16 protein-coding genes are annotated in these 20,276 nt (G+C 53.3%); 3 read left to right on the top strand and 13 right to left on the bottom strand.

From position 1 onward, the window contains the following. Window positions 1-191 precede the first annotated feature (191 nt). Complete coding sequence (locus tag FUA23_RS04180; RefSeq protein WP_147929512.1) at window positions 192-1,391, top strand: ATP-grasp domain-containing protein; 1,200 nt, start codon at window positions 192-194, stop codon at window positions 1,389-1,391. A gap of 153 nt (window positions 1,392-1,544) precedes the next feature. Then, window positions 1,545-2,657: a hypothetical protein gene (locus FUA23_RS04175; protein ID WP_147929465.1), complete on the top strand. Its 1,113-nt coding sequence runs from the start codon at window positions 1,545-1,547 to the stop codon at window positions 2,655-2,657. A gap of 36 nt (window positions 2,658-2,693) precedes the next feature. On the opposite strand, the gene FUA23_RS04170 is transcribed toward FUA23_RS04175, so the two are convergent. The 8 genes from FUA23_RS04170 to FUA23_RS04135 all read right to left on the bottom strand — a co-directional run bounded on the left by FUA23_RS04170 (window position 2,694) and on the right by FUA23_RS04135 (window position 12,696). Then, the gene (locus FUA23_RS04170; protein ID WP_147929464.1) at window positions 2,694-3,947 is read right to left on the bottom strand and encodes a hypothetical protein; all 1,254 of its coding nucleotides are present in this window, start codon (window positions 3,945-3,947) and stop codon (window positions 2,694-2,696) included. Between the two features lie 142 nt (window positions 3,948-4,089). Next, window positions 4,090-5,442 carry a cryptochrome/photolyase family protein gene (locus FUA23_RS04165; protein ID WP_147929463.1) on the bottom strand — a complete coding sequence of 451 codons (1,353 nt, stop codon included), beginning with the start codon at window positions 5,440-5,442 and terminating at the stop codon, window positions 4,090-4,092. Window positions 5,443-5,707: 265 nt separating this feature from the next. Then, window positions 5,708-6,277, bottom strand: coding sequence for a GNAT family N-acetyltransferase (locus FUA23_RS04160; RefSeq protein ID WP_147929462.1), 570 nt, complete (start codon window positions 6,275-6,277; stop codon window positions 5,708-5,710). Between the two features lie 213 nt (window positions 6,278-6,490). Further along, complete coding sequence (locus tag FUA23_RS04155) at window positions 6,491-7,453, bottom strand: transketolase family protein (protein WP_147929461.1); 963 nt, start codon at window positions 7,451-7,453, stop codon at window positions 6,491-6,493. Between the two features lie 135 nt (window positions 7,454-7,588). After that, a complete protein-coding gene (locus FUA23_RS04150; RefSeq protein WP_147929460.1) occupies window positions 7,589-8,434 on the bottom strand; it encodes a transketolase in 846 nt (281 codons plus the stop codon). 249 nt (window positions 8,435-8,683) lie between these two features. After that, window positions 8,684-8,980, bottom strand: coding sequence for an HU family DNA-binding protein (locus FUA23_RS04145; protein WP_262713692.1), 297 nt, complete (start codon window positions 8,978-8,980; stop codon window positions 8,684-8,686). A 418-nt stretch (window positions 8,981-9,398) separates the two neighbouring features. Then, a complete protein-coding gene (locus FUA23_RS04140) occupies window positions 9,399-12,041 on the bottom strand; it encodes a DUF5916 domain-containing protein (protein ID WP_147929458.1) in 2,643 nt (880 codons plus the stop codon). A gap of 226 nt (window positions 12,042-12,267) precedes the next feature. Then, window positions 12,268-12,696: a DUF1801 domain-containing protein gene (locus tag FUA23_RS04135; protein WP_147929457.1), complete on the bottom strand. Its 429-nt coding sequence runs from the start codon at window positions 12,694-12,696 to the stop codon at window positions 12,268-12,270. Between the two features lie 89 nt (window positions 12,697-12,785). Between FUA23_RS04135 and FUA23_RS04130 the strand changes: the two genes are divergently transcribed. Beyond that, window positions 12,786-13,766 (top strand): sugar phosphate isomerase/epimerase family protein, encoded by a 981-nt coding sequence (locus tag FUA23_RS04130; RefSeq protein WP_147929456.1) that lies wholly within the window; start codon window positions 12,786-12,788, stop codon window positions 13,764-13,766. 107 nt (window positions 13,767-13,873) lie between these two features. Here the strand turns inward: FUA23_RS04130 and accC are convergent, their stop codons facing one another. The 5 genes from accC to FUA23_RS04105 all read right to left on the bottom strand — a co-directional run bounded on the left by accC (window position 13,874) and on the right by FUA23_RS04105 (window position 19,804). Next, complete coding sequence (gene accC / locus FUA23_RS04125) at window positions 13,874-15,226, bottom strand: acetyl-CoA carboxylase biotin carboxylase subunit (RefSeq protein WP_147929455.1); 1,353 nt, start codon at window positions 15,224-15,226, stop codon at window positions 13,874-13,876. Between the two features lie 175 nt (window positions 15,227-15,401). After that, window positions 15,402-15,926 (bottom strand): acetyl-CoA carboxylase biotin carboxyl carrier protein, encoded by a 525-nt coding sequence (gene accB / locus FUA23_RS04120; RefSeq protein ID WP_147929454.1) that lies wholly within the window; start codon window positions 15,924-15,926, stop codon window positions 15,402-15,404. A 235-nt stretch (window positions 15,927-16,161) separates the two neighbouring features. Then, window positions 16,162-16,728, bottom strand: coding sequence for an elongation factor P (efp, locus tag FUA23_RS04115; RefSeq protein ID WP_147929453.1), 567 nt, complete (start codon window positions 16,726-16,728; stop codon window positions 16,162-16,164). Between the two features lie 312 nt (window positions 16,729-17,040). Further along, window positions 17,041-17,772: a RadC family protein gene (gene radC / locus FUA23_RS04110; RefSeq protein WP_147929452.1), complete on the bottom strand. Its 732-nt coding sequence runs from the start codon at window positions 17,770-17,772 to the stop codon at window positions 17,041-17,043. An 85-nt stretch (window positions 17,773-17,857) separates the two neighbouring features. After that, window positions 17,858-19,804, bottom strand: a complete 1,947-nt coding sequence (locus FUA23_RS04105; protein ID WP_147929451.1) for an OmpA family protein — start codon at window positions 19,802-19,804, stop codon at window positions 17,858-17,860. Window positions 19,805-20,276: the final 472 nt, after the last annotated feature.

Raw genomic sequence — 20,276 nt, 5'->3', positions numbered from 1 at the left:
TTTATCGGAGAACAATGCATTTCACAAAACTATGGTTAGATTTACCGGAGGTTATTGCCTCGCAGTTGCGCATTAATAAGAATGCAGCCGTTTGCGTAGCGTACACCTTCCCGTGGCCCTCAATAAATGTTGGGGCGTGCAACAGCGGCTCCTCTGAAAAATCAATGATCCAAAAGACCAACGATCTAACTATGACTTTCCTCTGCATTTCCTGTTACCATAAAGGTGCTCCTTTTCTGAAAGCAGCCAAAGCCGCCGGCAATAACATCATATTGCTGACGATGAAGAAGCTGGAGCACATCGGCTGGCCCACCGAAGCAATTGACGAAATGCTGTTTATGGAGTCCGACAGCAACGAACCGGCCAACCTCGGCAACCTGGCCAAAGGCCTGGCCTGGCTGATGAAAAGCCGCAAGATCGACCGGATCATTGCCATGGACGATTTTGACGTAGAGAAGGCCGCCTACCTCCGTGAGGAGTTTCGTATTCCGGGCATGGGCCAAACCACGGCCCGTTATTTCCGCGATAAGCTCGCTATGCGAATACAAGCCCGTGACCAGGGCGTGCCGGTACCGAAGTTCTCTTCGCTGTTCAACGACATTGAGCTGACGGAGTTTGCGAACACCATTGAGTACCCTTGCCTGGTGAAGCCGCGCGGCGAAGCCAGCGCCACGGGAATCACAAAAGTCCACTCCGCCGAAGAGCTCTGGCGGGTAGTACACAGCCTTGGCGATAAGCGCAGCCAGTACCTCGTTGAGCAGTTTCGGCCCGGCGATGTCTATCATGCCGACTCGATCAGCGTCGACGGCGAAATCGTCTTCTGCCAGGTTTCCCGCTACCTTGACACTCCCTTCGAGGTGGCGCACGGCGGGGGCATCTTCCGCTCCGTTAGCGTCCCCTACAACGATGCTGATGCCGAGCACCTTCGCAGGCTTACGGCCGACGTGATGCACGCTTTCAAGATGCAGTTCAGCGCCAGCCACACCGAGTTCATTAAGCTTCCCTCCGGAGAGTTCGTTTTTTTGGAAACCGCCAGCCGGGTGGGCGGCGCCCACCTTGCCGAAATGGTAGAAGCCGCCACAGGCATCAGCCTGTGGGAAGAATGGGCCAGGCTCGAATCCGCAAAAGCACACAAACAAGCCTATCATTTGCCCGAACGCCGCTACGATCAGGCCGGCATCGTCGTCTCCCTCTCTCGCTTCGAGCGGCCAGACATGGCTCCTTTCAATGACCCCGAGGTTGTCTGGAAAATGGACAAGCCCCAGCACGTAGGGGTGATTGTTGCGTCCGATTCTTCGGCCAGGGTACGTGAACTGCTCGACAAATACGCCGACATCATTGCGCGGGATTATCACGCTGCGGCTCCGGCGCCGGACAAAAGCCTGAACTAGAGTCAGCCCCGCACAAAACAGTCCGGGCCTTCCCGAACAACCATTATTGCACCTGCGGCCGCGCCCGGTCGGCAGGCTGATCGCTCGGTGTTTTAACCATTTATTCACACCCCGAAAGTTGCTCGCCTCCACCCTGCCCCCGACCTTGCAAGGATGAAACCCGCTTCCCTCATTTCTCTGATCCTTGCGTCCCTTTTGGGTGCACTCACCGCGTGTGCACCCGATTTTCAAGCCAACCCCCTCGTGCAGGAAATCAGGTTAGACAAACGCATCAAGAACGTCACCTACAGTTATAAACAGATTTACTATTCCATCGAAGACTCTACGAGGTGGGCCGAAATCTGGAATACACAGGACACCATCGTTCAGGAAGGGCCACACCTCAAATTCCGCAGCGACCGGATCTGGTACGAAATGACGGAATCACCCACCGGTTACCGTTCCCGTCAGCAATACCCCGGGTGGGAGCGAAAAATCGACTCCATCGACTCCGGAATCAACATCATTTCTCTGCTCAACAACCATCGCGTGAGAGTAGACATCCCGGCTGCGGACGTTGTGCTGGGCGGAGATTCGATCAGGATCGCAATTATCCATACCACCGGCCCGGCTTTCGACTGGGATTTCCGGGAATACCAGCCCCAACCGGATCAACTACTGCTCACCACTCCGGGCAACGATACCATGCCCATCGTGCTGGATATGGAAAGTGTAGGCCCCGTGAGTCGGCAAACCGTTTTTCGGGTCGGGCAACATACGTATGTCCTTCGTTCCATCGGAGAAGATTACGGCTCGATCATCATTGAGCGCCTGACCAACAGCCGGGGCCTGTCGCTTACCGCCGAGATAGACCTCAACTACAAGCAGGTTCCCGTCAAGGACCCCGACGGTAGCCTCACCCACATTAAACGAACCCCGGGGAAAGAGCTCATCATATACTTCTGGGGCGGGTTCCGGGGAGAAAAGAAGCTGTTGAAACTGGACAGCCTCTACCAGTCCATCCCGGAACAACAGCGCGAAACGTTCGATCTCGTGGCCATTTCCCGTTTCAGCTCGGGGGATCACATCAGAACCCTGATCGAAGAGGAAGGGATTCTCATCCCTTTGTTTCAGGCAACGTCAAAAACCTGTCTGCGCCTCAATTGCACCGGTTACCTGCCCTCTGCAGTCAGGGTTGACAGCCGGGGGAAAATAGTCAGCTTTCATGAGTGGGGCCCGGAAGTCGAGCAACTGATGATCAGAGTTAAGCTCCCCGAATCGAGGTAAACTGTATCCTGAACGCAGAGTGAAAGCTCCTCCTGATTACAGTCGTGTATTGACCACGTTGTTGTAAAGCGACCCGAAGGTGTATTTGAGCCCAAAACTGAGGTCTGCTTCGAAGTTCGTCGCTAACTGAGACTGGCCCAAAAGGATGTCTTCTACGGAAGCTTCACCACGCGGCAAACTGATTTGGTCGTTGATGATCTGGTAGCTACCGCCAACATTGAAAGAAAGCCCTTTGATGAGGCGCACATCTGCCTGACCGTTGAGCGAGAGGCGGTTTTTGCTGAAATCGTTGAGATAGTTACCGCCGGAGAGCCCCGCAAAGATGTTCCCCCAGCGCTGGCGCATCCTCAGATTGGCGTCGAGCACCTGCCGGACCAGACTTTCCTCTGTTCTTAAAAAGACCGTCTCTTCGCTGTAATCATTGTGCGTCCAGCCCACGCGGTAAGCGACCGTAAATTCTTTGAACGGGACCTCGTTGTAGTTGAAAAAATTGTACTCAATCGCCGGGGCGATCCAGATTCCATAATCGATGTTCCGGAAGGTAGAGGAACTTCCGCTGGCAAAAAAGCCAACCGACCAATGATCACCGATACTCTTCACCACCGATGAATTGGCCCAGATGTCTTTACGCAACGATATGAGTTCAGAGCCATCGGTTTGGGTAACGGACTGACTCCGGTAAAAGAAGTTCGGTGCAAAGCGAACGCGCAATTCGGGGGTTGTGCGGTCGGCCTCGAACCCCATACGCAGATCGGTACGGCCCCGTTGGCTCTCCTTATTGGTATTGAAGCGGGCATAAGCTTCGAAAATCCAGGCATTCCAATTGTCTGTTCGGTCTTCCGCTTCATCCTGGTTTTCCTCTTCGATATCTACCTTCACATCAGCCAGGGCGGCGTAAGAGGTCCCCGCCAGAAAGCCCGCAAGACCGAGCTTGATCCGGCTTGTTAGTTCCTCATCTACTTCCCGGCCGGTCATCACGGCTGATACGGGCACCTTAAAGCTCAGTTGATTACCCTCCAGTTCGTGCTGCCCCTTAAAACTCAGGTTAAAAACCTTGCCGCCATTGCTCAGGTAATTGGTGACGATGAACAGGTTGACCTGTGCGCTGGCCGGGTCGAGCGCATGGTTGACATAGTTGATTTCCTGCTTCAGCAGGGTTTTGTTACACTGGCAATCGGTAAACAGGTTCAGGCGTGCCTGAGCAGAAACGTTCGTGGTAAAAATGAGGGTGAGGGCCGTCAGCATGACGGAGGAAAGGAAGGAATTCATTGCGGTGATTGGGTTTGCCACAAAGTTAGTTTTATCACTACCCTAACTCAACCCCATACTCACCCCATTATCGGCGTTAAAACAAGTATTTTTTTCGGCGCGATCGCAGGTGCAGGGCGAGCTTACTAAATCCTCTCCTCCGGCAGCTGGCTCGTGCTCCTTCTTACTTCTCTCCTCTTGCCTCCGCAAGTGCTTCTTTGTAGACGCGCAGTGCGCGTTCCCGGCCCCATTTGTGTTCCACCAGGGGCTCTGAGGGATAATCGGGAGTCCCGTACTCCGGCACCCACTCTTTGACGTATTTGTAGTCTTTATCGAATTTCTTCTGCTGGCTGTCGTAGTTGAATATCCGGAAGTAGGGCTGGGCGTCGGTACCGCAACCAGCGGCCCACTGCCAGCCGCCGTTGTTACTGGCCAGTTCGTAATCCAGCAGTTTCTCTGCGAAGTAGGCTTCACCCCAGCGCCAGTCGATGAGGAGGTGCTTGGTGAGATAGCTGGCTACGATCATCCGCACCCGGTTGTGCATCCAACCCGATTCGTTCAGCTGGCGCATTCCTGCGTCAACGATAGGTACTCCCGTTTTGCCCTCGCACCAGGCTTTGAACTGCTCCTCATTGTTTTCCCACGGTATTGCTTTGTACTCTTCGCGGAAGGGGCCATCTACCACCTTCGGAAAAGCCTGGAGGATGTTGGAATAAAAATCTCTCCACACCAGCTCTTTCAGGTAGGTCTCGTTCAGGCCCAGTGCCTTGCGTGCCTTTTCACGGATGGAGACAGTTCCGTGGCGGAAGTGTACGCTCAGCTCACTGGTTCCCTTTACGCCGGGAATGTCGCGGGTTTCATCGTAAGTGCGGATGACCTTGCGCGGCACCTCCTTAGCTGGGATGTCCGGCTTAACCTCTTTAAACCCCATTTCTGCCAGGGTCGGGATCGATTCCTTCGCTTTACCCTGCCTGAGGTTTTTCAGGTATTTCTCCGTTGGGTAAGGCTTGAGGTAAAAGCTCACCTCTCCTCCTTCAAACGGCACCATCCGGCTTTCCATCATCGTCTTCCATTTACGCCAGTAAGGCGTGTAGACGGTATAGGGGCCTCCGTCGTTTTTCTGTACTTCCTCGCTCTCAAAGATGATATGATCTTTGAAGTCATGAAAACTGACACCGTGTTTTGCCAGTAATTCCTTTACGGCCAGGTCACGGACTTTAGCGTAGGGCTCGTAATCACGATTCGTATAAACAGCAGCGAGGTCATACTCCTTTCTGATCTCATCCCATACGTTTAGTGGCTTGCCATAGTAGACCCGCAGGTCTCCGCCATGCTCCCGGTATGCTTCCGCTAACTCCGTCACACTATTGTGGATAAAGACGACGCGCGCGTCTTCAGAAGGCAACTGGGTCAGGATTTCGTAATCGAAAATGAAAATGGGAATAACCGGCCCGCCAGCCTTGAGCGCGCGGTAGAGGCCAGCGTTGTCGTGTATTCTTAGATCGCGGCGGTGCCAAAAGAGGGTTGGTTGAGACATAGTGCTATAATCCCGGATGTCGGAAAATGGTTCACTCTCCTCCCTGGTTTACGGATCGGATGCAAATCCCCTCTCCACGGGGGACGGGCTAGTGAAAACGCTACGCGTTTTGGGTTGCAAGCTCTTAGGCGGTGACTATGGTCTCGAGTTAAAAGCTTAAAATCGAATCCTATGCGTCTGCCTTGCCCCAAAAAAAACCACGCGCTCAGAAGAGCGCAGCCTTCAGCTTCCGGTCCGCGGCCTTTTATCGTAATAAGTGCAGAAATCACTCCCGCCATTCCCAGATGACAATGATCCAGTCCTTCCCCGTTTCTTCCGATGAAAAGCGCACAAGCTCCTTAAAGCCCACCCGCTCATGCACGCGTTGCGACCGCGTGTTTCGGGCATCTATGGCCGTAACGAGGTAGGGGTAATGCAGGCTGTAGCAAGACCGCATGTATTTGTACATCCGGTCGGCCACGCGGTGACCGCGTGCTTCTTCGGCGACGCAGATCTGGCCCATCACGAGATAATTCTCGTCGCCGAGGCGGCTACCGTTCCAGATCGCTTCGTCTTGCTGGTGGAAGAGTTCGGTGAGGGCTGGGACGTCGTTGGCAAACTCCCGCTTCATGGTAAGGGCGTAACCAACCACATATTTGCCGTCTTTAGCAATCACCGTCGCGGCGGCATTGTTCATGGCTTCCAGTACTTCGTACTTGTGTACCGCCGTAACGAAGCCCTGATCTTTGGCCGTATTTTCATCTACTGTTTCCAGCAGGTTTTTCTTCTGAAGTTCAATGATCTGCTTCAGTTCGGTTTTCTTACGGGCCAGAGTAATGCGGATGGGGTTTTCCATGATGTACCAGTTTGGGGTCAAGTTACAGCAGGTTCGGCTTTAGCCCTTGCCTTACAAAGATTATTTTCAAAGGCTGCGGCTGAAGCCGCGCCAGCGGTACTCCTTGCCTCTTGAACTTTTTTTTGCACCTGCGTCCGCGCCATAAAAAAACGGCTCTCCTACCGAAGTAAGAGAGCCGTTTTATCGTGCATCGAAACAGCGACAGGCTGAATACTATTTCTTCGCAATCGCCCGCTTAGCTGCGGCAACGATGTCTTTGACACCAAGGCCGTACTTGTCAAGCAACTGAGCGGCGGTTCCAGACTCACCAAAGGTATCGTCAGTAGCGACGTACTCCTGGAAGGTAGGCTGGTTTTTGCTCAGGCATTCCGCGATAGCAGAGCCCAGGCCACCGTATTTGTTGTGCTCCTCGCAGGACACCACCGCGCCGGTCTTTTTGGCACTGGCGATCACCGCCTCTTCGTCGAGCGGCTTAATCGTGTGGATATTGATGAGGTCAACGCTAATGCCTTCGGCTTCGAGTTCACGCGCAGCTTCAACGGCGTGCCATACGAGGTGGCCGGTCGCGAAGATGGACACATCGGAGCCTTCGTTGAGGTGCAGCGCTTTACCGATCACGAACTCCTGATCTTCGGGGATGAAGATGGGCCATCCGGGACGACCGAAACGCAGGTAAACCGGGCCGTGGTGGTCGGCAATGGCTTGCACAGCAGCTTTGGTCTGGTTGTAGTCACAAGGGTTGATGACCGTCATGCCGGGAAGCATCCGCATCATACCGATGTCCTCAAGAATCTGGTGGGTAGCACCATCTTCGCCGAGGGTAAGGCCGGCGTGGCTGGCACAAATCTTCACGTTTTTATCGCTGTAAGCGATACTCTGACGGATCTGATCGTAAACGCGGCCGGTACTGAAGTTGGCAAAAGTCGTCGTCATCGGGATCTTACCCGAAGTAGCAAGACCGGCGGCAACGCCCATCATGTTGGCTTCGGAAATACCACACTGAATGAAACGATCGGGGTAAGTATTGATGAAGTCTTCAGACTTCATGGAGCCGCGCAGGTCGGCGGTAAGCATGACTACGTTGTCGTGCTGATCGCCAGCGGCTTTAAGGCCGGCGCCGAAACCATCGCGGGTGGCTTTTTTGCCAGTTTGTTGCAATTTATCTAAGGATAGCATAGCTATGAAATTCTTTATTAGGAGAGGCATCTGGGCGGGCGCGCAGGTGCAATGTTGGGGGGGGGGGGGACGGTAGCAGTGAAGGTTACAAGTTGAGGTAACCGGGGTGCTCGTTAGCAGCTAAGGAAGGGCCGGTTATGCCGGGAAGTCACCAAGGGTTTCTTCCAGTTGAGCCAGAGCAACTTTTGTCTGCTCTTCGCTCGGGGCCTTTCCGTGCCAGTGGTGGGTTCCTTCCATGAAGTCTACCCCTTTACCCATTGCTGTTTTCATCACAATACAGGTTGGCTTACCGTTGCGCTTGGCCTGGGCTTCTTTGAGCACCTTTACTGTCTCGGCCATGTTGTTGCCGTCCATGTGCATGATGTCCCAACCAAAAGCCTTGTACTTGTCCTCAAAGCTGCCAAGCTTGAGTACATCTTCGGTAGGTCCGTCGATTTGCTGGCCGTTGTCATCGATGATGAGTACCAGGTTCTCCAGTTTGTTGTGGGGAGCAAAGAGTGCTGCTTCCCAGATCTGGCCTTCCTGCTGCTCGCCGTCGCCGGTAAGTACAAAGATGGTCTTGTCGTCTCCGTTCATGCGTTTGGCGAGTGCCATACCGCAGGCTACGGACGGGCCCTGGCCCAAAGAGCCGGATGCGATCCGGATACCCGGCAGTCCTTCGTGGGTAGTTGGGTGGCCCTGAACGCGGGAGTTGATCTGGCGGAAAGTCGCCAGTTCCTTCACCGGGAAGTAACCGCGGTGCGCAAGTACGGAGTAAAACACCGGACTGATGTGACCGTTGGAGAGGAGAAAAATATCTTCACCCTTGCCTTCCATATTGAAGCTGGGGTCATTCTCCATCACCTCAAAATATAGCGCTGTAAGCAGGTCAGCGTTGCCGAGGGAACCACCGGGGTGACCACTCTGACAAAGGTAAACCTGGCGGATGATGTCGCGTCTCACCTGGCTGGCGATGCGTTCTAGTTCTTGGATGTCTGCCATAAAATCTTGGTTGTTTCTCCGAAAACGATTTTTTCGGGAGATAAGTTAAATGCAAAGCTAAGTCTTTTGCCGTTAACTGTGCATTACTTTTTATAAGGTAGAAATGGTGAGGATGTTCGCTCTCCTGCCGGTGATCTCTTCCACCTTCAGGTCGCTCCCTGCGTGCCGGGGTTTGCCGAAAACGAAAGCGACCCACCCTCACAAGGAGAGCGGGTCGCTGATCATTTAAGATTAACTGGTCGGTTAAGACTAGTTCAAAGCATCGCTGAGTTTCTTACCGGGCTTGAATTTAGCAACGGTTTTAGCAGCAATCTGGATGGTCTCACCGGTACGTGGGTTACGGCCTTCGCGCGCAGGGCGTTCGTTGGCAGAGAAAGTACCAAAGCCTACGAGGCTTACGCTGTCGCCGCCTTTGAGGGCGCCCTGGATGGCGTCGAGAGTGGCGCTAAGAGCAGCTTCGGCTTGGCTTTGAGTAAGACCAGCATTGTCGGCGATAGACGCCACGAGTTCTCCTTTATTCATTGGTTCAGGATTTTGGATATGGATTAAGAGCGGCAAATATTGGTCGGGAGAAAGCCCCTTGCAACATTTTTGAGCTAAATTTTTGATTTGATAAGGTTTTTCGTGCTTAAATGCCCAATTTTGGCGTTCTCAAAGGCAAATGCACAATCGCTACAACGTATGAAACAGCTACGGGTTTACTTTATTGTTATTCTTATCTCCTTCTCCGTAACCTTTGTTTCCACAGGGTGTGCGCGCAAATCAGGCTGCGCAGCGATCGAACACACCACCAAGACGGCCCTAAAAAAAAACGGTAAGCCACGTCATAAAGCAAGCTCAGGATTGTTTGATAAAAAGACGAGAAGAAAGATGAATTAAAGGCAGAAGAAAATTGATGTTCTCTGCAGTTCCAACTTAAAGAACAGCCAAATCCTGATAAAGACCAGCTAAATCGTGCACGCTGCTACCTCACCAGCCGGTAAGTTCCCTTTACCAAAAAAGTGTTCCGCAGGTCTCCGGCAAATAAATCTTCGGACAAGGCAGAGAAAACGCCCTTGGCCGGATCGGTGCCGCCCGAAGTACCCTGAGACCATACCAAAAACACCGTTGAACTGGGCCGGTACTCCCACCTGATGACCAGGTTGGAGCGGAACTGCAGGAAATTAAAGTCCGGGTTCCTGAACGCCCAGTCGGTGGCCCCGTCTTCCTGATCGTTGATGCTGTAGTTATCGTTTACAGCGTCATAGGTGACGGAGGATTCGGGAAAAACGATGAAACGATTGTCAAAATCCTTAGCCAGCGGATTGTCCACGATCTTAAATTCGTCGTACACGCCCCGGGCCACGAATGGCTGAGCGTAGTACTGGATCGTGAAGTCGGGGGTAAGGTTATACGTCGCCCGCATCGTAAGGCTGAAGACCTGCTGTTCAATCTGGCCGTGGATGTAGCCGGTACGCCCACCAATAGTCTGTGTAGTGATGTACTGATCCCGGCGGGTAGACGGATTAAAGCTTGGCTCAACACTCAACGAAAGGGCATCGGTAGGCTGGTAGGCTACATCCAGGCTTACTGATCCTCCCATCACGTTTCCGTCGTAGCTCTGGCCGCCGTTGAAGTACAGGTAAGCACGGAGTTTTTTCCGCTGGTCGGTCCCGATTCCTCCTCCGGTCGCAAAACCGGGAGATCTCCGGAAGAGGGGCCCGCCCCTCAGTGCGTTCCGGCTAATGTCCTGTTGTTCCAGATTAACGAAGAAGTTGAAATTGGAGAAATTCTTGAACTGCCCCCAAACGTTGGTATTGTAACTGCGGTTCAGGGCCGCTCCGCTCCAATCCCAGCCCGCATAAATGTTCTGGTTCCACTGGAACCGGTTAAAGGCTTTGGTCGGGTTCCGCCAACGGCGGGCACCCCACGCGAAGAAGTTCATCTGTTCCGTGTTGTTGAGAAAACCGATATCGTTCAGCTCCAGCCCCGGGCTGCGAAAAGTTGCTCCCGTTTCAAAGACCCAGTCGCCGTTGAACTCGCCGATAGCTACCGTACCGCCCGTACCGTTGAGGCGGGTGGCCGTGCTGTCAACTGAAAGGTGGTCTGCGTCCGGTCGCTGAAAGTTGTGCTCAAAGGCCCGCTGCGTGCGTGTAATGGCCTGCTCCGAACCACGTACCTGACTCCAGACCATGTTCGCCCGCAATTGCCACGCCCGGTCTTTCCACCGATGAACCAGATCGACGCCGCTGGAGTAAGCATTGTTGTGCAGGAAGTTAAGTTCCTCGGTGTGCAAATCCCGGTTCACGCTGGTAAGCATTACCCCGATGGAGCTTTGCCCATCGTTGAAATCCTGCTGTACCCGGCCAACGTTGTAACTGGTGAAAGGCTCTACCTGCTCTTTGCTCTCACCGTTGTTGTCAATAACTGTGGCGAACTCACGCTCCGTGAAACTGGACAGCAGCCCCAACGAAAGGCCACTTTGCGTTTTACCGCTCACCTTGGCAGCACCGATAATCGTGGTGTTCTCAGGCTGCTGTACAAACCTGCCAACTCCCGGGTTTTCGCCAACAAACCTGCTGGGCGCACCTCCGATCCGGCGGCTGTAAAACAATAAATCGCCATTGTACGAGCCCCCGGCTTCAGCCTGGGTCAGGCGGTAATCGAAGATATTCCGGCCCTCAACAAAGAACGGACGCTGCTCCTGGAAGAAAATCTGAAAGCCATCCAGGTTGATGGCTCCCGGATCGGCTTCTACCTGGCCAAAATCAGGATTCACGGTAAAGTCTACCACTACGTCGTTCGTTATTCCTACCCGGCCGTCGAAGCCTGCACTGAGGCGTGTGTCAGTAGTACGCTCAAAGGGATCATCTCCGGCGAAGTCTCCGCCGGTGCGCAGTTGGCCGAGTACGTAGGGTTGAATCTCAAGAGGCTTACGGGCCTTGATGCCATCTAGCCCTTTCAGTACGCCGAACCGGCTAACCCATCCGTTCTGGGTCTGTTTAACGGGAGCCCAGGAGCTGTGCTCCTGCCCGCGGAAGAAGTGACGGTTCACCTGCAGGCCCCATGTTTGGTTTTCCTCCTTGCCGAAGCGGAGCTGAGAGAGTGGTATCCGCGCTTCTGCTGTATAGCCTTGGTCATCAGTCCTCGATTTGAAGAACCAGGTCGGGTTCCAGCTGCTGTCCCAGTTGTTGCCGTCGTTACTGATGAACTCATCACCCCGCACGCCGCTCGCCGAGGCGGAAAAAGAGAATCCGGAACGCTTATCGTTAAAACTATCGAAGTTGATCTCTACCCAGTCGCCGGGAAAATCATCTCTCCGGCCAAGGCGGGCTTCAATTTTTTCCGGTTCCGTATCGAAGGCGCGCCACGCTACGTAGACGTAACGGTCGTCGTAAAGGATTTTGAAAGCGGTTTCCTGGCTCACCGGTTCAATATCGCTGGGCTGGCGCTGATGAAAGTCGCCGCCCCACTCTACCTGGTTCCAGGCTTTATCATCGAGGTGGCCATCTATGGTTGGCGCTTCGCCTTCGATGCGTGTGGTGGTGTATTCCGGGCGGGTACTCTGCGCGTAAAGTCCTGCAAATAAAAGAAGCTGCAACAGTAATAACAGGTTGATTCGTCTCATGTGGATATGTCTAACTACTAGTGTATTCGTATAGACGCATCCCTCTCGTCGGGGTTGCACTCTCCGGAGAAAAAAGTTTAAACATTATAATTTCTGTCCTCCCAATTCCGACAGTCTTCCGGCACCACTGTGCGGGGAGAGTGGCTCAAGGATTTTCCATGGTGAATGACGAGGGGCAATCCGGGCGCGGCCGCGGGTGCAATAAAGGTTAGAGGGCAAGCATGGCTCAGTACCGGATCTCTCCCGCCCGAACCTTAGCTACCGACGCCACCACCATCGCGCGCAGCACATCGGTATCAATATCGCTCAGTCGCTTTACGTAGAGGCAGCTCTTACCCGTTTTGTATTTCCCAAGTTTGGCCAGGTACTCTTCCTCCTGTTTAAGGCCGCTCATCAGGTAAATCGAAAGAGCCGCTTTCCGCGGGCTGAATCCGGTAAGCATCCAGTCGCCTTCGCGCCCTGATTCGTAGACGTAGTGGTAGGTTCCGAACCCGATAATGCTTGGGCCCCACATCACGGGCGGCTCTCCGGTAACTTCCTCCATCATGGCCATCACCCATTCTGCATCTGCACGCTTCTGCTCATCTTCGACTGCAGCCACAAAAGTCTGTGGGTTTACTGCGGTGGGTTTTGTTTTGGGTTCGTTCTTTGCCATTGCTTCAGGTAATTGGTTATGCTGTAAGTTAATGACTACAGAAATAGTCTAAATTTTCCGTATCTCTACACTTCCAAAAACACACATTCATGCAAAGACGAAATTTCCTCCGCACTTCCTCCAAAGCTGGCCTTGCGCTCGGCCTCCTGGGCACTACCGGCCTCCTGAGTTGTGGTAACAGCACTACCTCCGAAGACGGAGCTACTGCCGAAGCAGCCACCCCCGCACCTGCTGCCGAGCCCTCCCTGTGGTTCGACATCAGCCTCGCTCAATGGAGCCTCCACCGCACCCTTAAAGCCGGTGAAATGGACAACCTCGACTTCGCCAAAGTTACCCGCGAAACCTTCGGCCTGTCCGGCATCGAATACGTCAACCAGTTCTTCAAGGACAAGGCTACCGACATGGACTACCTCAAGCAAATGAAACAACGGGCCGACGACAACGGCGTCACCTCTGTGCTCATCATGTGCGACGGCGAAGGCAACCTCGGCGATACCGACAAGAACAAACGGATGGAAGCCGTGAACAACCACCACAAGTGGATTGACGCCGCCAAATTCCTCGGTTGCCACAGCATCCGCGTCAACGCCGCAGGAAAAGGCACCGCCGAAGAAGTTGCTAAAGCTGCTACTGAAGGGCTCGCAAAACTGTCTGAATACGGAAAAACCAACGGCATCAACGTCATCGTCGAGAACCACGGAGGCTACAGTTCCAACGGGCAATGGCTGGCCAATGTCATCAAGAACACGGGTATGGACAACTGCGGGACACTACCGGATTTCGGCAATTTCTGCATCACCCGCGAAGAAGGGAACTGGCGCAATTGCCTGGAAGAATACGATCGTTACAAAGGCGTTGAGGAACTCATGCCCTACGCCAAAGCAGTATCCGCCAAAGCCAACGTTTTCGATGCAGATGGCTGGGAAAAAGAATCGGACTACAAGAAAATCCTGAAAACCGTCAAGGATGCTGGCTACACCGGATGGATCGGCGTAGAGTACGAAGGAGACAGCCTCTCCGAAGAAGAAGGCATCAAGAAGACTATTGAACTTCTGAAAATGGCTGCGTAAGCTCAAGCTGTGCTCCCAAAAAAAAAGCGTTCAGTATGCTGACAACCATATGAGGTAGTTAGGATACTGAACGCTTTTTTATTACGGAAAATCAAGCCCGCAGGCGCTTATCCTTTTGGCAAGGTCTGTTGCCCCAACCAGCCGGTGTCGAAATTCCCTTCACGGAAATCCTCCTGCTTCATCAGCCATTGATGGAAAGGGACGGTTGTTTTGACGCCTTCGATGATGAATTCGTTCAGTGCTCTTTCCATCTTGGTGATGGCATCCGCCCGTGTGGGTGCCCGAACGATGATCTTCGCGATCATACTGTCGTAGTAGGGGCTGATCGTGTAACCGGCGTAAACGTGGGTGTCTACCCGTACGCCGTGTCCTTTGGAACTGTGGAAGCTGGTGATTTTCCCCGGGCTTGGGCGGAAGTTATTCCAGGGGTCTTCAGCGTTGATCCGGCACTCGATCGCGTGACCTTTCGGCACGTAGTTCATACCGGTCAGGTGTTCTCCGTAGGCAACTTTAATCTGCTCCCGAATCAGGTCGAGATCAAGAACTTCTTCGGTTACCGGATGCTCTACCTGGATACGGGTATTCATCTCCATGAAGTAGAAATTCCGGTCAGAGTCAACGAGGAACTCTACCGTTCCCACCCCTTCATAATTGATGGCTTCACCGGCTTTAATGGCGGCCTGGCCCATGCGTTCGCGTAGTTCGTCGGTCATGAACGGGCTGGGGCATTCTTCGAGAAGTTTCTGGTGGCGGCGCTGTACGGAGCAGTCACGTTCAGAAAGGTGAATAACTTTTCCGTACTGGTCTCCTACTACCTGAATTTCGATGTGGCGAGGCTCCGTAATGTACTTTTCCATGTACATTCCGTCGTTACCGAAAGCCGCTTTGGCTTCGGCCCGGGCGCTGTCCCACGCCCCCTGAAATTCTTCCGGGGCGGCGATCATACGCATTCCTTTTCCACCGCCTCCGGCGGTGGCTTTGATGATAACGGGGTAGCCCATTACTTCTGCCTGCTGAAGGCCATCTTCGACGCTTTTCAGCAACTCGCCGTCTCCCGGCACTACCGGTACACCGGCTTTGATCATGGTATCTTTAGCCGTGATCTTATCACCCATCTGGCGGATGTGCTCTGGCTTTGGCCCGATGAATTTGACGCCGTATTCGGTACAGATTTCCGCAAAGTCAGCGTTCTCCGACAAGAACCCGTAACCGGGGTGCACGGCATCTGCGTTGGTGATTTCCACCGCGGCCATGATTTTGGGAATACTCAGGTAGCTGTCGGTAGAAGAGGGAGGGCCGATGCAGACTGCTTCGTCGGCAAAACGAACGTGCAGGCTTTCCCGGTCTGCCGTAGAGTAGATCGCAACTGTTTTGATGCCCATCTCCCGGGCTGTCCGGATAATGCGCAGAGCAATTTCGCCGCGGTTGGCGATGAGGATTTTCTTGAACTTCTCAGCCATAGAAGGCGTAGCTTTATATCAGTCGGTACATGCCCCACACAAAGGGGAAGGCCGGTACCGTTGAAGTATTACTTAATAGTATCTGGGCGTTGGTATCCGGCATTCGGGATGCCCACGAATTGTGTGCAGTCCGAATGCTGAACGCCACGGTACAAATACTCTGTACAATAAATGCTTAAGCTGGATCTACGAGGTAGAGCGGCTGATCATACTCGATCGGAGAGGCATCATCTACCAGCATCTTCACGATTTTCCCGCTTACTTCAGATTCAATTTCATTGAACAGCTTCATTGCTTCCACGATACATACCGTATCGCCTTTTTTGATCATGTCTCCCACCTTCACGTAAGGGTCTTTGTCGGGCGAAGGAGAACGGTAGAAAGTACCGATCATGGGTGACTTCACTTCTACGTAGCGACTTTCATCATCTGCTTTAGGCGCGGCCGCGGGTGCAGCGGGTGCTTGCGGAGCAACGGGTGCTGCCGGAGCAGGAGCTGCCGGAGCAGGTCCGTAAGCAGGAGCTGCTGCGGGAACATTAATGATGGATGGCCCCGCACCGGACTGGCGGTTACCACCTCCGCTGCCAACGTAGGACTTACCACGAATGTGCAGTTTTACGTCTCCGTCTTTGTAACGGAATTCGGAAAGTTCGGTTTTGGCTACGAGCTTGATCAACTCCTGGATTTCTTTCAGCGTCATACGGACGAGTTTGTTTTGGTCCTCAATATAAATAGTAATGTAATCGTATAATAATGTCGTGTGGGGTATTGTCGTCGCTGCCACGTTATGAGGGCAGAGCAAGACTGCTGCATGCTAAATAATTTCGGCAGCAGCAATTTGCGGGAACAGGAACACCTCACGATGGCACAATATAGTCGCTACACGGTGCACGGAAGATCCGCGCGTAAAGCAACACGACTGTATTGCAGCCCTACTAGTCTTTAGCGCGGGAAACGTAAGTGTTGGTGCGCGTATCGATCTTGATCCGGTCACCGGCGTTGATGAACAAAGGCACCCGTACTTCTGCACCAGTCTCTACGGTAGCAGGTTTCAGCGTATTGGTCGCTGTATCACCTTTAATTCCTGGCTCAGTGTAGGTGATTTCCATTTCGATGTACTGGGGCAGGTCTACCGTAAGGGGAGAGTTGTTTTCCGTATTGTACAATACTTCTACGGTATCTCCTTCACGCAGCATGCCCGGGTTCTCGATCAGATAGTCTGCAATCGCAGCCTGATCATAGGTTTCGTTGTTCATGAAGTGGTACCCCATATCATCTTTGTAGAGGTACTGCATCTTGTGGCGCTCCACGCGTACTTCTTCGATCTTGTGGCCGGAGGGGAAAGTTTCGGTCAGGACTTTGCCGGTAGAAAGGCTTTTGAATTTGGTACGGACGAAAGCCGGCCCCTTACCTGGCTTCACGTGTTGAAACTCTACGATAGTGTAGATGTCCTGGTTGTGCTTGAACGTAAAGCCGTTCTTAATGTCCGATGTAGTAGCCATACAGCTTGTGTTTTATGTTGGTGGTTGGGCTGGCTCGGGAGGCCCGATCCGCTATTTGTGGCGCGAAGATAGGGTTTCTGGATTGATAGCGGGATAGTATGATGTTTCTGGATGCAAATCCATGCCCGCAAATTGAGGGTTACACTGGCTTTGCCCCACCAAAATTCGCTCTTGTCCCGCCCGAAACAACATTGCACCCATCGTCCCGAACGGCCTCCCGACACGCCTCCGGAGCCCGTCGGTTAAGCCATCTACCCCCCACTCATTAGTGGGTTCATCCTCTCTGCCCCGGGAAATTACAGCACTTCATGTTCAATGGTTATCCTCAGGATAGAGGACTCCTGCGTCTGCAAAGCTATAGTACCCCTCTCCCGCTACAATGACGTGATCCAGAACGTACAGATCGAGGTTACGGGCGCCGTCGCGCAGTTTACGGGTAAGCCGGATGTCTGCCTGACTCGGGAACGCCTGCCCGCTGGGGTGATTGTGCGCCAGCACTAAAGACGTAGCGCTGCCGTGAGAAAGCGCAGCCCGGAAAATCGTTTTCGCGTCAGCCACCGTTCCCGTCACCCCGCCCCGGCTGATGAGGTGAGAACCGAGTAAACGGTTAGCCCGGTTGAGTACCAGAAGGTAAAATTCCTCGTGGGGCAGATCCCCCAAAACCGGTCGCAGAAACCGGTAACATTGTTCGCTGTTTCCCAGTTCAGGCTTCTCCTGAACCAGTGCTGCTTCCCGTCTCCGTCCTAGTTCCAGGGCGGCAACCAGTTTAATCGCTCTGACCTTGCCCACTCCCTTAAACCGACGAAAATCAGCCACTTCTCTGCGGGCCAGGTCGTGCAGGTTATGATCTACCGACAGCAGCAACCGCCGGGCAACATCAAGGGCGGACGCACCGGGTATTCCCGATCCTAGAATAATCGCAATAATTTCGGCATCCGAAAGGGAGCGCGGCCCGTGCGCCAGCAGTTTTTCGCGGGGTTGATCACCCGGTCCGAGATCACGGATACGTAAGGCGGAGGAGGAAGAAGAAGGGGTCTTCGTCATGGCTATTGCTCTGGCGAATGCCCGGGGACCGGTTGAAATCTTTCTCTTTTGCGCAGTAAAGATAAGGCAAAATTGCCCCTTATGCCTACCAGCCGATCACCTTGGCCTCCAGTCGGGTATTTGCAGCAAAGTCTGCTGTGGTGCAATTGGTACACTGCCGGAGACGGTAAGCATTGCCGTAAGAGACCGTCCGTAACCGATTATTTTCGACCCCGCGCAGCAACAGACTCTGACGAACGGCCTCCGCCCGCTTTTCCCCCATCTGAAGCAATTCAGCCTGACTGCCAACCCCATCTGTATGAGCTATAATCAGGAAATTAACGTCCGGTCGGGTTTCCAGCAACCGTTGAATCAAGTCTAAATCGGGAGAAAGATTCTCCTGTAGAATAGCCGTATTGTCGAAAAAATTCAGTCCTGGCAAGGAAAGAACAGCATCTACTGTATTCAGTCCTCTCCGGCTAACGTTACCCTCAGGTTGCAATGCTATATCAAAGACCGGAAGTTCGCTCCCCGCCAACTGTTCGGCAGAAAGACGCCCGGTCCCCGTTTGGTAGCCGGGCCGCCCCGCTACCGCCATAAAGTTGCAGCCCATGGGCAGACAAATCTCATAGTTTCCCGCTGCGTCCGTACTCGTCGATATACTGGCAGCATTGCAGTTTTCCGGACGAAACTGAATCGGTACGTTCTCGATACCTCCTCCCTTCACGTCCCAGATCCGGCCCGAAACGAGCCGGCAATTGTTGGGCAAAAGTGTCATCACCAACGGCCGGCTGGGACCGTTTTTTGTGTAAATGAACCGAAGTACATCCGGAGAGAACCCGTCTTTATACACCCGCAGTTCGTAGGTTTTGCCAACGGTGAGCTCTAGCCTCAGACTTCCCTCGCGATCGGTCCTCAGCGAAGAAGGAGCAAGCAACCCTAAAGGTTTCACTACCGGGACCAACTTCTTTTCGCCTGCTTTCTGCTCCAGCTCAAACGAGTAATAACTGGCCGGTAACCGGCCAGATGGGTCTACTTCCCCGAACCAGACCTGGGCGCCGCTAACCCGGCGGCTGTTGGCTCCGTCGTAAACGGTAAATGTTTCTCCGTCGATTTCGGGCCCCTGTAGAGAGGTAATTCCCTGTTTCAGGCGCAACATGTAGATATCGTCCATCCCCATTCCTCCCTCCCGATCGGAAGCAAGGTATGCCCGTGTACCATCGGGCGTAAGGGTTATCCCTACATCATCGCCCGGCGAATTCACGGGGGTGGGCAGGTTAATCACCGAGCCCCACCGACGACCGCTGAGGTCTACCATAAAAATATCGTAGCCACCCTGGCCGCCATGGCCCTGGCTTGAAAAGAACAGCCGGCCACTCGGGTGAATATGAGGGAACGCTTCGTTGGCTTCCGTATTGATATCGGGCCCCATATTGATGGCATCACTCCAGCGACCTTCGAAAAAGTCCGAGAAGTACAGATCGTACCCGCCGTACCCGCCTTCGCGGTTACTGGAGAAGAAAACCCGGCGACCATCCGGCGTAACCGAAGGATGCTGGTTACTGAAATTCCGGCCATTGAAAGGTAAAGCACGCACGCCGGCCCAGTCGTATTCAGCACGATAAGCAGAGTAGATGCCCAGGTTGGCCTTGCCGTTCAGGTCCTCAATCGTGGCACCGTCGTCGAGCTGTGTCCGGGTAAAAAAGATCACCCTGTCTTCCTGGGTGAAAGAAACCGGGCCTTCGTTGTAATTTGAATTGAGTTCTACAGAAAATTTTTTGGCGCGCGCCGGCATACCATCACGGCCCAGCGGAGAACGGAAAAGCTTGAAATAGGTCTTACGCGTCAGCGGATCGATGTTGCCTACACGTGGCCTCGTCAGAAACACGAGGTCTTCTCCGTACACGGCGGGCCCGAACTGAACTTCCCGGTCGTTAATACGGGCGCAGTTCTCGATTTCTATTTCACTGTTCACTACGCTGGTCAGGAGTGTGCCCTGAGCAGGTAATGCTGTTGCAACGAAAAACAGAAGTAAAAAGAACGCGGATTTCATTTGGTCAGATTGGTATGCGTCGTAAAGGTACGGCACTGGCGCGGACGCAGGTGCAAAGCAACGTTTCTGGTTACTCGTTCATTCGCCGGATGACCATGCCCTCCTCCAAAAGAACCGCCCTCACAGCAAGAGCCACTCCGGTTTAGAAAAAATAACCGGTTAAACAAACAAGTTTCCCCGTGTATATCCGGTCATTATGGCCCTTTCACGGGGTGGTTAATCATAGTCTATTTTGGGTTTCAACAAAGCGAAACCAATCCCAACCATAAATAATTTCGAAAAACAAAATAAAACAAAACCGATTATCCCTTTTTAGTGTACTTTACCCACCGTTACAGAATTTTAAGCGGCAGCCTATTTTCGTTGTCCAGCTTACCATTGGCCGGTTTCTTGAGGGCCCAGGCCGATGCATAAGGCTTTTTACTACGTACATTAGCGGCAGGATCACGCGATCACCCCAGTCAACAACTAA

Origin of the sequence: Neolewinella aurantiaca (genome assembly GCF_008014675.1) — a bacterium.
GTDB lineage: Bacteria > Bacteroidota > Bacteroidia > Chitinophagales > Saprospiraceae > Neolewinella > Neolewinella aurantiaca.
This window is presented reverse-complemented; position numbering and strand designations above follow the sequence as displayed.